The organism is Marinomonas aquiplantarum (genome assembly GCF_003314975.1).
Classification (GTDB): Bacteria; Pseudomonadota; Gammaproteobacteria; order Pseudomonadales; family Marinomonadaceae; genus Marinomonas; species Marinomonas aquiplantarum.
Window position 1 is genome coordinate 38466 of the sequence record NZ_QNRF01000005.1, and the last position, 12833, is coordinate 51298.

General features: G+C 45.0%; 12 protein-coding genes. 4 read left to right on the forward strand and 8 right to left on the reverse strand.

From position 1 onward, the window contains the following. The first annotated feature begins 133 nt into the window (after positions 1-133). From hrpA to DFP76_RS10250, 3 genes are read left to right on the forward strand one after another with little or no spacing between them, the layout of a single operon-like run. Complete coding sequence (hrpA, locus tag DFP76_RS10240) at positions 134-4006, forward strand: ATP-dependent RNA helicase HrpA (RefSeq protein WP_181799830.1); 3873 nt, start codon at positions 134-136, stop codon at positions 4004-4006. A gap of 58 nt (positions 4007-4064) precedes the next feature. Beyond that, complete coding sequence (locus DFP76_RS10245) at positions 4065-4958, forward strand: MlaA family lipoprotein (protein ID WP_113874554.1); 894 nt, start codon at positions 4065-4067, stop codon at positions 4956-4958. 15 nt (positions 4959-4973) lie between these two features. Continuing rightward, on the forward strand, positions 4974-6005 hold the full coding sequence (locus DFP76_RS10250; protein ID WP_113874555.1) for a GGDEF domain-containing protein: 1032 nt from the start codon (positions 4974-4976) through the stop codon (positions 6003-6005). A gap of 16 nt (positions 6006-6021) precedes the next feature. Here DFP76_RS10250 and DFP76_RS10255 read toward each other — a convergent pair whose 3' ends face one another. From DFP76_RS10255 to dusA, 4 genes are all read right to left on the reverse strand, one after another. Next, the gene (locus tag DFP76_RS10255) at positions 6022-7122 is read right to left on the reverse strand and encodes a PQQ-dependent sugar dehydrogenase (RefSeq protein WP_113874556.1); all 1101 of its coding nucleotides are present in this window, start codon (positions 7120-7122) and stop codon (positions 6022-6024) included. Between the two features lie 168 nt (positions 7123-7290). After that, positions 7291-7854, reverse strand: coding sequence for a sugar O-acetyltransferase (locus DFP76_RS10260; RefSeq protein ID WP_245931916.1), 564 nt, complete (start codon positions 7852-7854; stop codon positions 7291-7293). Positions 7855-7910: 56 nt separating this feature from the next. Then, complete coding sequence (gene tal, locus DFP76_RS10265; protein WP_113874557.1) at positions 7911-8861, reverse strand: transaldolase; 951 nt, start codon at positions 8859-8861, stop codon at positions 7911-7913. Positions 8862-8866: 5 nt separating this feature from the next. After that, a complete protein-coding gene (gene dusA, locus DFP76_RS10270) occupies positions 8867-9904 on the reverse strand; it encodes a tRNA dihydrouridine(20/20a) synthase DusA (protein ID WP_181799831.1) in 1038 nt (345 codons plus the stop codon). Positions 9905-10061: 157 nt separating this feature from the next. On the opposite strand from dusA, the gene DFP76_RS10275 reads away from it, so the two are divergent. Then, positions 10062-11204, forward strand: a complete 1143-nt coding sequence (locus tag DFP76_RS10275) for a site-specific integrase (protein ID WP_181799832.1) — start codon at positions 10062-10064, stop codon at positions 11202-11204. Here the strand turns inward: DFP76_RS10275 and DFP76_RS10280 are convergent. Genes DFP76_RS10280 through csrA form a run of 4 tightly spaced genes read right to left on the reverse strand, consistent with a single transcriptional unit; the run spans position 11191 to position 12829 of the window. Next, the gene (locus tag DFP76_RS10280; protein WP_181799833.1) at positions 11191-11553 is read right to left on the reverse strand and encodes a pyocin activator PrtN family protein; all 363 of its coding nucleotides are present in this window, start codon (positions 11551-11553) and stop codon (positions 11191-11193) included. The two genes, DFP76_RS10275 and DFP76_RS10280, sit on opposite strands and share 14 nt — an antisense overlap. 11 nt (positions 11554-11564) lie before the next feature. Next, a complete protein-coding gene (locus DFP76_RS10285; RefSeq protein ID WP_113874560.1) occupies positions 11565-11990 on the reverse strand; it encodes a hypothetical protein in 426 nt (141 codons plus the stop codon). 12 nt (positions 11991-12002) lie between these two features. After that, complete coding sequence (locus tag DFP76_RS10290; RefSeq protein ID WP_113874561.1) at positions 12003-12467, reverse strand: hypothetical protein; 465 nt, start codon at positions 12465-12467, stop codon at positions 12003-12005. Positions 12468-12520: 53 nt separating this feature from the next. Continuing rightward, entirely contained in the window at positions 12521-12829 is a 309-nt protein-coding gene (gene csrA, locus DFP76_RS10295; RefSeq protein ID WP_425451758.1) for a carbon storage regulator CsrA, read from the reverse strand. Between the last annotated feature and the right edge of the window lie 4 nt (positions 12830-12833).

Sequence of the window (12833 nt, forward strand, 5' to 3'; positions counted from 1 at the left end):
TAGATTTGTTTCACTATAACCTCTTCATTGGGATTAATGTTAGAATTTCCAACTATATCGATAGAATACGGAGCGCCTCACTTTTTTTTGCGCTCCTAACACCCTAATCAATTAGGATACTTCTTTGGAAACCATGGAAAATCATCTTGTGATGACGCGAGATCGTCATCGTATTAGTCGTAAGCAAGAGCAAATTCAAAAGCGCCAAAAAGACGGTCAGCCATTCGATAAATTATCTAATGAATTGACGGACTTAATCGACACTTCAAAAGCCCGCTATCAGTCGCGGCTGGCCGCTATGCCGACCATAACTTACGATGAAAGTTTGCCTGTCGCCGCTCGAGCCGACGAAATTATTAACGCCATTCAAGAACATCAAGTGGTGATCATCGCCGGTGAAACGGGCTCAGGTAAAACCACCCAATTACCGAAAATGTGTTTGCAAGCTGGTCGTGGTCGAGCTGGGCTCATTGGTCATACTCAACCAAGACGAATTGCTGCGCGCAGTGTGGCCGAGCGTATTTCCGATGAGCTTAACGTTGACCTCGGTGAGCAGGTGGGTTTTCAGGTTAGGTTCAGCGATGAAAGCTCTGATAATACCTTAATTAAACTGATGACTGACGGTATCTTGTTGGCTGAAATACAACAAGATAAACGTCTTTATAAATACGACACCATCATCATAGATGAAGCCCACGAACGCAGTCTGAATATCGACTTTTTGTTGGGCTATCTCAAACAAGTGTTAGCTGTGCGTCCAGATCTTAAAGTGATTGTGACGTCGGCAACCATTGATGTAGAGCGTTTTTCTCAGCACTTTGACAATGCACCAGTGATTGAAGTGTCCGGACGAACTTACCCTGTGGAAATTCGTTATCAGCCGTTATTGAGTAAAGCGGATTCTGATTTAGACGAAGACCAGAGTATGGAGCAGGGTGTATTGGATGCGGTGGAATTACTCATTGCAGAAGAAAAAACGTCTGGTTATCGCGGTGCCGGGGACATCCTCGTCTTTTTACCGGGTGAGCGGGAAATACGAGAGACCGCGGAGATTCTTCGACGCGCGGAACTTAGATCAACCGAAGTCCTGCCTTTGTATGCTCGTCTGACGGCCAGCGAACAACAGCGCATTTTTAAGCCTCATTCAGGGCGACGCATTGTGTTGTCGACTAACGTGGCGGAAACGTCTTTGACTGTCCCTGGCATTCGTTATGTGATTGACCCAGGTTTGGCACGCATCAGTCGTTACAGTGTTCGCTCGAAAATACAGCAATTGCCCATTGAAAAGATCAGTCAAGCCAGCGCCAATCAAAGGGCGGGACGTTGTGGTCGAGTTGCGGACGGTATTTGTATTCGGTTGTACGATGAAGCGGATTTTGCCAGTCGAGCGGAGTTTACCGACCCTGAAATTTTCCGAACTAATTTGGCCTCGGTTATATTGCAAATGGCGAACTTAAAACTCGGCGCCGTTGAAAAATTTCCATTCGTTGAAATGCCTGAAAAACGCATGATCAACGATGGTTACCGAGCGTTGACCGAACTCGGAGCGCTGAAAAAAGATCGTCTAACGCCCATTGGTCGACAACTGGCCAAATTACCCATTGACCCGAAACTGGGGCGAATCTTAATCGCCGCCGAACGACATGGGGTATTAGCGGATGTCGCGATCATTGTCAGTGCCTTGTCCATTGCTGACCCGCGGGAGCGACCTCAAGACAAGAAGGCGCAATCAGATCAGGCCCATGCGCAAGACAAAGATGAAGACTCGGATTTTGCCGTCTTTTTGAATTTGTGGGAACGGTATGAAGGTCAACGTCAGGTTTTATCACAAAACCAATTACGACAGTTTTGTCGTAAGCAGTTTTTGAACTTTATGCGCATGCGAGAATGGCGAGACATTCATCGTCAAATTATGATTGCCTGTAAACAGTTAGGCTTTAAAGATCGCGCCAGCGATGCTCGAAATTATGAAGCCATCCACCGCTCGTTACTCGCAGGTCTGTTTACTCAGGTAGCGAATAAAATGGACGACAGTAAAGAAATGCTGGGTTGTCGTTCACGCAAATTGTCTATCTTCCCAGGGTCTATGTTATTCAAAAAACCACCGCAATGGGTCATGGCAGCGGAATTGGTGGAAACCAGTAAACTGTATGCTCGTGTAGTGGCGCGTATTGACCCTATTTGGATTGAAGAATACGCCGCGCCATTTGTTAAGCGTCAGTACCTTGACCCTCACTTTGAGGCCAATCAAGGTCGAGTCATGGCCAATGAGCAGGTGTCGTTATACGGTTTGATCATAGTTGCGAAGCGTCGTATTGATTATGGTCACGTGAACCCTGAAGAAGCCCGTGAGATTTTCATTCGTACCGGTTTGGTTGAGCGTGAGCTGCGTTCCAAACAGGCTTTTTATCGACACAATAAAGCCCTGATTGATGATCTGGAAACACAAGAGGCGAAATTACGTAAACGCGATATCTTAGTCGATGACGAGGCGGTATTTAACTTCTACAATCAACGTTTACCAGACACAGTTCGCAATCTGAAAAGCTTAGAGCATTTTGTTAAGACACACCCTGATGCCTTGATGATGACGAAAGAAGATCTCATTAATCAAGAAGTCGTTTTGGATGAGGTCGCTTTTCCTGATTCGTTTGGTTTGAACGGTGTGGCGCTGCCCATTGATTATAAGTTTGAGCCGGGTAAGGCAACCGATGGTGCTACTTTGAAAGTGCCTGTGGGATTACTGCGTCAGTTAAGCATTGAAGACTTGGGTTGGGCCGTACCTGGCTACATCAAAGAGCGTTGTGAAGCGCTAATTCGTGCGCTGCCAAAAGCTTTACGTCGTCGCTTTGTACCAATTCCTCAGTTTGTTGACCGTATTTACCCGAATTTATCGAAAGAGAAAGGCGATTTACTTGAGCAATTAAGCTTGCAGATTAAGCGTGAAACCTTGATTGATATTCCATTGAATGAGTGGAATGCGGAAAAGCTTGAATCTCACCTAACGTTGCGTCTGGAAGTGGTGGATGAACGTGGCAAGGTGTTAGGTAGTGGTAAAGACTTGGCAGAATTGCAGAGTCAATTCAGTGACCTTGTAGAAGAAAGCTTTGCTAAGTTCGGCACTAAAGCGCACGAAGCGGACGATCTGACTGAGTGGCCGGAGCAAGGCATCCCTGAGCGCCAAGAGATTAAACAAGCTGGCATTAAAGTCACGGCGTTTCCAGCGCTAGTCTCTCAAGGTGAAACTGTTTCATTGAAAATGTTCGATGATCAAAGTACGGCGACCGAAGCGCATCGTAAAGGCGTGATTACCTTACTCAAGCTGACTCTAAGCAAAGAAGTGCGCTATCTCAAAAAGAACTTGCCGCAATTAAAAGAGTCTATGTTGATCTTTTCGCCCTTGGGGCCGAAAGAGTCCTTATTGGGCGATTTGCTTAGTGCCATTTTGGATAAAGTCTTTCTTGATGGTCGTCCTTTACCACGAGCAAAGCAAGATTTTGAACATTGTGTTACAGCAAATAAGAGTCATTTGATTGCAATGGGTAATGAGATGGCGACGCAATTATATCGTGTACTGTCTTCCTATCAAGGTGTCGCAAAACGCATGAAAGGCAGTATTCCTTTGCCATGGTCTCGAATTTATGGCGATATTCAGTTCCAATTAAAGCAACTTATTTATCCTGGTTTTATTGGTAATACGCCTTTGTTCTGGTTGGGGCAATTACCAAGGTATTTCAAAGGCATTGAAGTACGTTTAGAGCGTTTTCAAAACCATTTGAACAAAGAGAACCAGTTCGTGTCTGAACTAGAAGGGTTGTGGCAAACCTATCATAAGCAGAAAAAGGCTCATGATGAGAAAGCCTTGTATGATCCAGAACTAGTCAAATACCGTTGGATGTTAGAAGAGTATCGTATTTCTTTGTTTGCTCAGTCGGTTGGAACCTTAGAGCCTATTTCAGCAAAACGCCTTGCGAAACAATGGCAAAACGTCAAAAAATTGGTGTAATAAAAATTGGCTAGAATGTAAAACCTAGTCTAGATTTCCACTTACAGGGATAAAAATAATGCTTAACCGTATCAATGTCTTGTTGTTTGGCTTAATCATGATGTTGGCTCAATCCGTTTGGGCGGCGACTGAGGAAGACCCGTGGGAAGGGTTTAATCGGGCGATGTTCTCCTTCAATGATGCGGTGGATGGTGCGGTACTAAAGCCATTAGCAAAAGGCTATAAAGCGGTAACGCCATCGCCAGTGCAAAAAGGCGTGAGTAATTTTTTCTCCAATTTAGGCGAAATCGGTAACATCACCAATAACCTGCTGCAAGGTAAATGGGATCAGACAGCATCGTCTACTTGGCGATTTATCATCAATAGTACGGCCGGTTGGTTTGGTATTTTTGATGTTGCCAGTGAATTAGGCTTAAAAGAATACGATGAAGACTTTGGTCAAACCCTAGCCTATTGGGGCGTGTCGTCGGGGCCTTATCTTGTCTTGCCTTTCTTCGGTCCATCCACCGTCCGAGATGGAACGGGTAGGGTGTTTGATATGACCTATGATGATGGTATCAGTTATTTGTCATTGAATTCTGATGAAAGAACTGGCTTGTTCGCGTTGGATGTAGTGGAAACCCGAGCGCGATTATTAAATGCTGAATCAATGATCTTTGGAGATCGATACAGTTTTATTCGAGATGTGTATTTACAGAACCGTACTTATGAAATTTATGATGGCAATATTCCTCAAAAGCCGGAATCCGATCGCTTTAACGATGCTGATGGTAGCTGGGAAGAGGACGATTCTAGTTGGGGCGCTGAAGACGATTCTAGTTGGGGCGCTGAAGACGAATCCAGTTGGGGCGATGAAGGCGAATCCAGTTGGGGTGATGAAGACGAATCTAGCTGGGGTGATGAAGATTCTAGTTGGCAAGAAGACAATGCAGGGAGTAGCTGGTCGGAGTAATGAGGAGCGACCAATATGAGCCGAAAACCTACTTCAATCAATTTTTGGTTCAATGACGACTACTTTCGAGAAGTCATACTTAAAGGATTTTTGTGTGTTATTGGTACGGCCAGTGCCATTCTGATTGTACTCAATCTGTTTGTTGGTCAGACCATACTGGCGATATTGGAAATTGTGTTACTCGTGTTTACCGTGAGTGTTTGGTTTATGCCCAGACACTGGCGTCTTTTTAAATGGGCGGTGCTTTTCTACGTCGCCTTTCTTTTCAGTGGCATTATTGCCGCCATCGCTTTTTCCCCTTTATTTTCTGGGCGACAGGTATGGGTATTGATCTTTCCTGTTGCGTCATACTTGATGTTAGGTCGGCGCATTGCTGTGTCGCTCAGTGCTATATGTTTAGCTATGGTTTCAGCCATCATTATTAATCGTTTTGAGGGCGAATACGAAAGTTACATGCGCGGTATTCTGATCAATTTAGTGCTTGCTTATGCTTTTATTTGGGGTTTGAGTCACGGCGCGGAAATAGTCATTAAGCGCATACTGGCGGCACTTAGAAAAATTGCTTCCACAGACCCTTTAACCGGGTTATCGAATCGAAGAAACATTGATGCAAAATTTAACAGCGCATTGCAAAGTAAGCTCAGTTCTTCAGGGGGCTTGGGTTTTATTTTGATCGATCTGGATCATTTTAAAGAGGTAAATGATACCTATGGTCACGATGTTGGTGATGCCTTGCTGGTGGATTTTGCGGCGCGGCTGCGATCCTTTAGTGAAGCAGATCACAGTTTATACCGGTTAGGCGGTGAAGAGTTTTGTGTTTGGCTGCCACACCTGACTAGTCAATCTTGGGCTGAGGCTTTTTGCCAATACGTTCATGACACCCCGTTTGTCTTTCAAGGGCACACAATACATTATACGGTTAGCATTGGCTTGGTCACCTCGGAGCAAACTACCGAGACCTTCCAGCGCCTGTATTCTTTGGCCGATACCTGTTTGTATCAGGCCAAAGATGCAGGGCGAAATAGAGTGGTGATTAACTCGCTATAAAAGTCACTATGTCTGCTTACTGAAGGGTCACTCTTAATAGTTTTCCAGAGTCGGTTCCTAAATACAGAATCCCTTGAGTGTCTTGAGCGATGGAACGCAAGCGTTCATTCAAGTCTTCAAGATAACGGGTTTCCTTGGTGGAACCATCTTTTTCAACGTGAATTTTGTTTAAGTGCCTCAAGGCGAGAGCGGTAGACAAAAAGTCACCATTCCAATTTGAAAACAATAGTCCTTGATATTTGATTAAACTACTGGGCGCGATGGAAGGAATATACACCTTAATCGGGCTATTAATGCCGTCTTTTTCTGTGCCTTCACCGACGCTTACAGGTCCCCAGTATTCTTTGCCATAAGAGACAATTGGCCAGCCATAATTGGCGCCAGGGCGGATCAAATTGATTTCATCTCCACCTCGTGGACCATGTTCATTTGACCATAGTGTTTGGGTGTTATTGTCATAAAACAAGCCTTGTGGATTGCGATGACCATAACTCCAGATCTCATTGCGTATGTTGGCATGAGAGACAAACGGGTTATCGGCTGGAACCTTACCATCCAGATTTAAGCGAATGATGCTGCCGGCATGATTACGAAGGTCTTGAGCGTTTTTTCGAACACCACGATCGCCAATGCTAAAAAACACATGTTGCTGGTCATCAAAGGTAATGCGACCACCATAGTGCTTGCTGGTGGCACTGGCAGAGCGGCTGACCAATAAGTCTTGCCAATTGATCAAACGGTTATTGTCTAACTGAGCTCTTGCTAAGGTTGTGACAGAGCCGGCTTCGGTTGGTTTTGCATAGGTAAAGTACAACCAACCATCTTGTGCGTAATTAGGCGATCTGGCCACATCCAGTAAACCACCCTGACCACGGCTATCGATTTTAGGTAGATTAGTAAGAGCCTGCTTTTGACCATTGTTTAGGTTGACCTTGTACGCCTCACCCTGTTTGACGGTAATGATGGCAAATTGGTCATCAAGCAGGCTAATGCCCCAAGGTATGCCGTTAAATTCGGCAACTTGCGTGACATTAAGGTGCTGATCATCGCGAGACACGTCGTTAGCGTATCCGTTAAGCGATAATAAGCTGATAAAAAGCATGATCCAATATTGCATTTGGCCCCCTGAAGATTTTCGATCAGTATATAGAAAATAGTCAAAGAAACCGCACTAGGAAAGCCATTTCCTTTAGTATTGCTGATTGCTTACCTAGTTTGATGAAGTGTTCAGAACCCCGTCCATTATCGAATAAAAGCGTGACAATTTGGTCATAATTGCGGCCAATTAGCCAAAATAACGTTCACCTTGTGCAACATTGCGAGTGACCACGGCATTGGCGGCAATAATGGCGTCATCTCCTATGTTAATGCCAGGGAGGACCTTGGCACCACCGCCGATCCACACCCGACTGCCAATATGGATAGGGCGAGCAAAACATTCTCCAGCGGCGCGTGCGGCGGCATCACGGGGGTGATCTACTGTATACAGATGCGCGGCTGGACCTATTAAGACGTGGTCGCCAATGTGGATGGGAGCGCTATCAAGAAGTACGCATTGAAAGTTAATGTACACGCCTTTGCCCAAATAAATTTGGCTACCATAATCACATTGAAAGCCGGGTTCTATGATTACTTGTTCAGACTGTGCGAAGAGGCGAGTAATGTGTTTGAGATTGCCTTTACTGGGATGTGCGTTGTATTTAGCACAGGCAAGGCGAGCGGCTTCTCGCTTGAGACGAAGGTCTAAATCTAAGCTGTTGTAGTGTTCGCCGTTAATCATTTTTTCAAATTCTGTCATCGCACCTAAACCCGAGCTGGTTTTATCTTGTATTGCTTGTAAAGCAGGCATAAAAAACGCGACCTAGGTCGCGTTTTTGGAATATGACTACTTAACGACAAAGCGTCTTATAGCATAGAAGCCAAAGTGTCTTCCAACTTGCGTTGGTCAACGGCAAAATTACGAATGCCTTCAGATAGCTTCTCAGTCGCCATAGCATCTTCGTTCATTGCCCAACGGAAAGCGGCTTCGGTGATTGGAGCCGGTGCGGCTTTCACGTCAGAGGTTGGCACCAACTTACGCTCTAATGTGCCTTCGTCTTTCTTCAATTCTTCTAGCAAAGCTGGGCTAATGGTCAAACGATCACAACCAGCAAGCTGCTCGATTTCGCCGATGTTACGGAAGCTTGCGCCCATCACAACGGTTTTGTAACCGTGTTGCTTGTAGTAGTTGTAGATTTCTGTCACAGACACAACGCCTGGATCCGTTTCTGCAGTGTAATCCTGGCCAGTTGATTTTTTGTACCAATCTAGGATACGACCCACGAAAGGTGAAATCAGGTAAACACCAGCTTCAGCACAAGCTTGTGCTTGAGCGAAAGAGAAAAGCAATGTTAGGTTACAGTTGATGCCTTCTTTTTCTAGCTCTTCTGCTGCTTTAATGCCTTCCCAAGTTGACGCCGCTTTGATCAATACACGGTCACGAGACACGCCCGCTTCTTCGTACAGAGCGATCAACTTACGAGCTTTAGCAAGCGTTGCGTCTTTATCAAAAGATAAACGCGCATCAACTTCGGTAGAAATACGGCCAGGAACGTATTTTAAGATTTCTGTACCAACGATCACTGCAAGCTTGTCACCTGCGTCTAGAATTTGTTGTGCTTTATCATCGCTTTGAGTCTTTGCCCAAGCAACCGCTTGCTCAAGAAAAGGAGCATATTCAGGAATTTGAGCGGCTTTTAGCATTAGAGATGGGTTAGTGGTCGCATCTTCTGGCAAAAAGTCTTTGATTGCCGTGATGTCACCTGTATCGGCTACAATGGTCGTGAACTCTTTTAATTGAGATAACTTGTTGCTCATTGCTCTTATCCTTTGTGTTGATGATGTTTGACCAAATCAATGGCCTCTAATAATACATTAACGTTTGCGTCGGCTTTATGACCATTTTCGGAAAGATAGCGACGGAATTGTTTACCGCCTGGCTCACCTTGGAAAATGCCAAGAATATGACGCGTTAAATGAAGCAGTCGTTCCCCTCGTGCGAGTTGTTCCTCAACATAAGGCACAAATGCTTCCAATGCTTGATATCTGTCTGTTACCAATGGCGTATTGCCATAGATGGCTTGGTCTACTTGACTTAATAACCAAGGGTTGTGATATGCCTCACGGCCAATCATCACACCATCTACTTTTAGCAGATGTGTTTGGCATTCCTCTATGGTTTTAATGCCACCGTTAATGATGATTTCAAGGTCTGGAAAATCTTCTTTTAGCTGATGAACATAATGGTACTTAAGAGGCGGAATCTCTCGATTTTCCTTAGGACTCAAGCCCTGTAAAATGGCATTACGTGCATGCACAATAAAGGTGTTTACTCCGGTGGTAGCCACATCGCCCACAAAATCACGTACCACGCTGTAATCTTGTTGTTCATCCAAACCGATACGATGCTTAATAGTCACCGGAATGTTGCAAGCGTCCTGCATTGCCTTCATAGCGTCTTTAACTTTGTCAGGATGCGCCATCAAACAAGCGCCAATCAAACTGTTTTGTACGCGGTCACTCGGACAACCCACGTTCAAATTGACCTCGTCGTAGCCAAACTTTTCCGCCATGGCTGCGCATTGACCTAAATCTTTAGCGTTGGAGCCGCCTAATTGTAATGCAATAGGGTGTTCACAATCGTCATAACGTAAAAAACGTTCTGGATTATTGCCTTTTAATAAAGCCCCAGATGTCACCATCTCAGTATAAAGCAAAGTGTTCTTCGTCAAGGTGCGCGCAAACACCCGATAATCAGACGTAGTCCAATCCATCATGGGTGCGACGGAGAATCGTCTATCCACTGTATCCTTTGTATTGTCTGGCTTAGAGGCTATAATGTCAGTGTTTTCGTTTAGCATTTATATGGTCAATTTGGGTCAAAAATAGGCGTTTTAAGGAGTCTGGTGCTAACAAAGTGCTAAAAATATTTTTTTAGCACTCGCCTGTACCAAGCCTTCTAAAATACCTTAAATAATTATGGTTCCCAATTATGTCATAAAATTACAGGATTGTGATATGGCTAGTTTCAGGAAGAGAAAAAAGAAAGATGGAACAGACGTAGTTTATGCCCAAATTCGGATCAAAAAGCAGGGCAATGTTGTATTCAGTGAAAGTGAGGCATTTGAAGGTCGTAATGCTCAGCGTGATGCGGAATTGTGGGCTAATGTTCGTGAATCTGAAATCAAGCGTAGGTTAGATAGCGGCAAATCACTCGTTCAGTTATCCGTTGCTGAAGGTATGTCACGTTATTTGGCTGAGCATGAGAATGCGCCAAACCCTCTTGGTAAAACCAAACACAACACCATGCTTTTAATGAGTAAAGAAGCGATGTTGGGGGAGGTGGCTTTGTCTGAAATAAAAGCCGCTGACTTATTGCTCTATTTTCGAAAGCGTTATCATGAAGATGGTGCGGCCGCGGCAACGGTTATGCAGGATGCGAGTTATATTCGTGTTTTAGCCAAATATGCCCGCGTAGCTTGGTCTATCCCCATTGATTTGCAAGAAATTGATGATGCTGTTGACCTTGGCGGTAAGATGGGAGTGATTGACCGATCGACTCAGCGCACACGACGACCAACTCTGGATGAGGTTAAGGCAATTTGTTCTTACAGTGGAAGAACCAAGACTGGCCGTGGCTGCAATACTAAGCATGTCACACCATTGGAAGATGTTGTGTTGTTCGCTATTTTTTCGACAAGGCGTTTAGGTGAGATTTGCCGTATGGAGTGGAATGATGTCGATTTTGAGGAAGGGACTGTCGAAATCAAAGACATGAAGCACCCAAGAAAAAAGAAGGGCAATAATGTTATTTTGCATTTGCCAGGTAGGGCGCTCGAAATCATTAAACGACAACCAAGAGCGGAAAATGAGCCTCGCATTTTTCCCTATCATGAAAGAACCATTGGTACGGCCTATCAGCGCGCGTGTAAGTTTGCCGATATTGAGGATTTAACTTTTCATGATCTGCGCCATGAAGGGGTTAGTCACTTGTTTGAGCTAGGTTACTCCATTCCTCAAGTGAGTATGATTTCCGGCCATCGGTCTTGGGCGAACCTTTCTCGGTATACTCATTTAGGCAAGTTGGACAAGTTTGATAAATATGATGGTTTTGAGTTTGTGAATGGCCTCGGAGAGGCCGGCTTGGTTAAGCCGACATAGCCTCTCGTTGTACGCGTCGGCCCCGTCTTACAGGGCCTTCTTTCGTCAGGTTTTGTTTTTTGCTTTGTTTTGCCGCAATAGGCGCTTTACCACTTAGCAGTAAGGCGCGTTGTTTGGCTTCTTCACGCGCTTTGTCCAATGCCTCGGCCAAATCTTCTAGATGAATGATGTAGGGGCTCTTCTGTGATTTACTCATTCGAAAGGCTGGTATGGGAAGCTCTCCAATATTAGCCGCTTTATTCGCCTCATGTAGCGTTTTGAAGTTAGTGTAATGCAATGCTTCTTCAAGCTTTACGGCCGCTCGTCCTTCAAATTCAGCCATGAGTAAAAATAGTGTTTTTGAGCTCATGTTCCTTCTCCCTAGTTTAATAGACGTGGTGGAACGTCTATCCACGTGCTTTTGAATTTTCCCGCATGCTTTGGGTCTTCCTGACGAACGCATTGTTTATAGCCAATCTGGTTAGCCCCAAATTTACGTGCGATTGCGCTGAATTCATTACAGCGCTTTGGGTCGCCATAAAGCGGTGATATCTGCTTTGGCGTAAGGTTGGTCATGTAATGGCTGACCAATTCATTCAACGCATTTTGATAGGGCTCTTCTGGAATCTCACCAATATTGGCAAGGATTTTTACCGCAATATCAACCTTGCTTAATCGTCTGTCGAACTTCCATTTTGAGACCATTTCTTTTGCTGCTTTGGCTCCCGCTTTTTCAATGTTAGCGAGGCGTGTTTTGGCTTGTTTTTCTGCCAGTTCTTTTGATACTCCAAATACGGCAAAGCTCATATCATCCTCCTTTTACGCAACCTGTTGCGCTGTTTTGATGACGGACATGGCTAATTCATAGCCGTGGTAACCCTTGGCGAACACGCTTCTTTGTTGGGTGTCTAGCTCGCCATGTTGGTTGTAAGGGTTGCGCCAGTATGTTGGGTCGGCATATTGAGCCAAGATGGCTAAGGCTTTGCTGTTATCAATGTCTGCATGTTCATTAAGAAGCTGACTGATGCGAGCATTGGCAGAGTTCAGTTGCTGCTCAAGTTGGTTAATGGTGCGTTGCAGGTTCTCGTTATGCAGTTTCACTCGATAATTTTCTGCAGCGGCACGAGCTAGGTTATCCCGCATGCTGTCAGACATAGAGGCGATTGTGCATAGACTCTCGTAGCCGTTAATGGCTTCGATAAGCTGTCGAACGGTGATGGGATGACTGTTTTGGTCGTGGCCTGCTATTAGGTCTTCTTGCCAGTTATATTGATTAGTATTCATGGTATCTCCTTGTGTGGCTAACAGCGATTTAATGATGCATCCATGCTCATTTTTTAGTGTGCCAAGCTGGCGATGGCGCCGGATTGTTCGGCTTTGATTTTTAGGTAAATTTCTTCGCGATGAACGGCAATATCACGCGGTGCGGTGATACCAAGACGAACTTGCATGCCTTTTACGCTCAGAATTTCCACGCTGATGTTGTCGCCAATGTTGATGGCTTGCCCAACTTTGCGAGTTTGGGTGAGAAGGGTGGGGGTTGCAGTACGAATGCGGATTAGATTGCTTTTGATGCCAGAAACCGTCACTTCGATTTCATCGCCAATCATGATGGTTTCGCCAATGCGTCGAGTCAGAATTAACATAATT

Bases quoted from the DNA above. Each gene is read 5' to 3' on its own strand.
- hrpA (WP_181799830.1), top strand. From the start codon at position 134: ATGGAAAATCATCTTGTGATGACGCGAGATCGTCATCGTATTAGTCGT.
- DFP76_RS10245 (WP_113874554.1), top strand. From the start codon at position 4,065: ATGCTTAACCGTATCAATGTCTTGTTGTTTGGCTTAATCATGATGTTG.
- DFP76_RS10250 (WP_113874555.1), top strand. From the start codon at position 4,974: ATGAGCCGAAAACCTACTTCAATCAATTTTTGGTTCAATGACGACTAC.
- DFP76_RS10255 (WP_113874556.1), bottom strand. From the start codon at position 7,122: ATGCAATATTGGATCATGCTTTTTATCAGCTTATTATCGCTTAACGGA.
- DFP76_RS10260 (WP_245931916.1), bottom strand. From the start codon at position 7,854: ATGCCTGCTTTACAAGCAATACAAGATAAAACCAGCTCGGGTTTAGGT.
- tal (WP_113874557.1), bottom strand. From the start codon at position 8,861: ATGAGCAACAAGTTATCTCAATTAAAAGAGTTCACGACCATTGTAGCC.
- dusA (WP_181799831.1), bottom strand. From the start codon at position 9,904: ATGCTAAACGAAAACACTGACATTATAGCCTCTAAGCCAGACAATACA.
- DFP76_RS10275 (WP_181799832.1), top strand. From the start codon at position 10,062: ATGGCTAGTTTCAGGAAGAGAAAAAAGAAAGATGGAACAGACGTAGTT.
- DFP76_RS10280 (WP_181799833.1), bottom strand. From the start codon at position 11,553: ATGAGCTCAAAAACACTATTTTTACTCATGGCTGAATTTGAAGGACGA.
- DFP76_RS10285 (WP_113874560.1), bottom strand. From the start codon at position 11,990: ATGAGCTTTGCCGTATTTGGAGTATCAAAAGAACTGGCAGAAAAACAA.
- DFP76_RS10290 (WP_113874561.1), bottom strand. From the start codon at position 12,467: ATGAATACTAATCAATATAACTGGCAAGAAGACCTAATAGCAGGCCAC.
- csrA (WP_425451758.1), bottom strand. From the start codon at position 12,829: ATGTTAATTCTGACTCGACGCATTGGCGAAACCATCATGATTGGCGAT.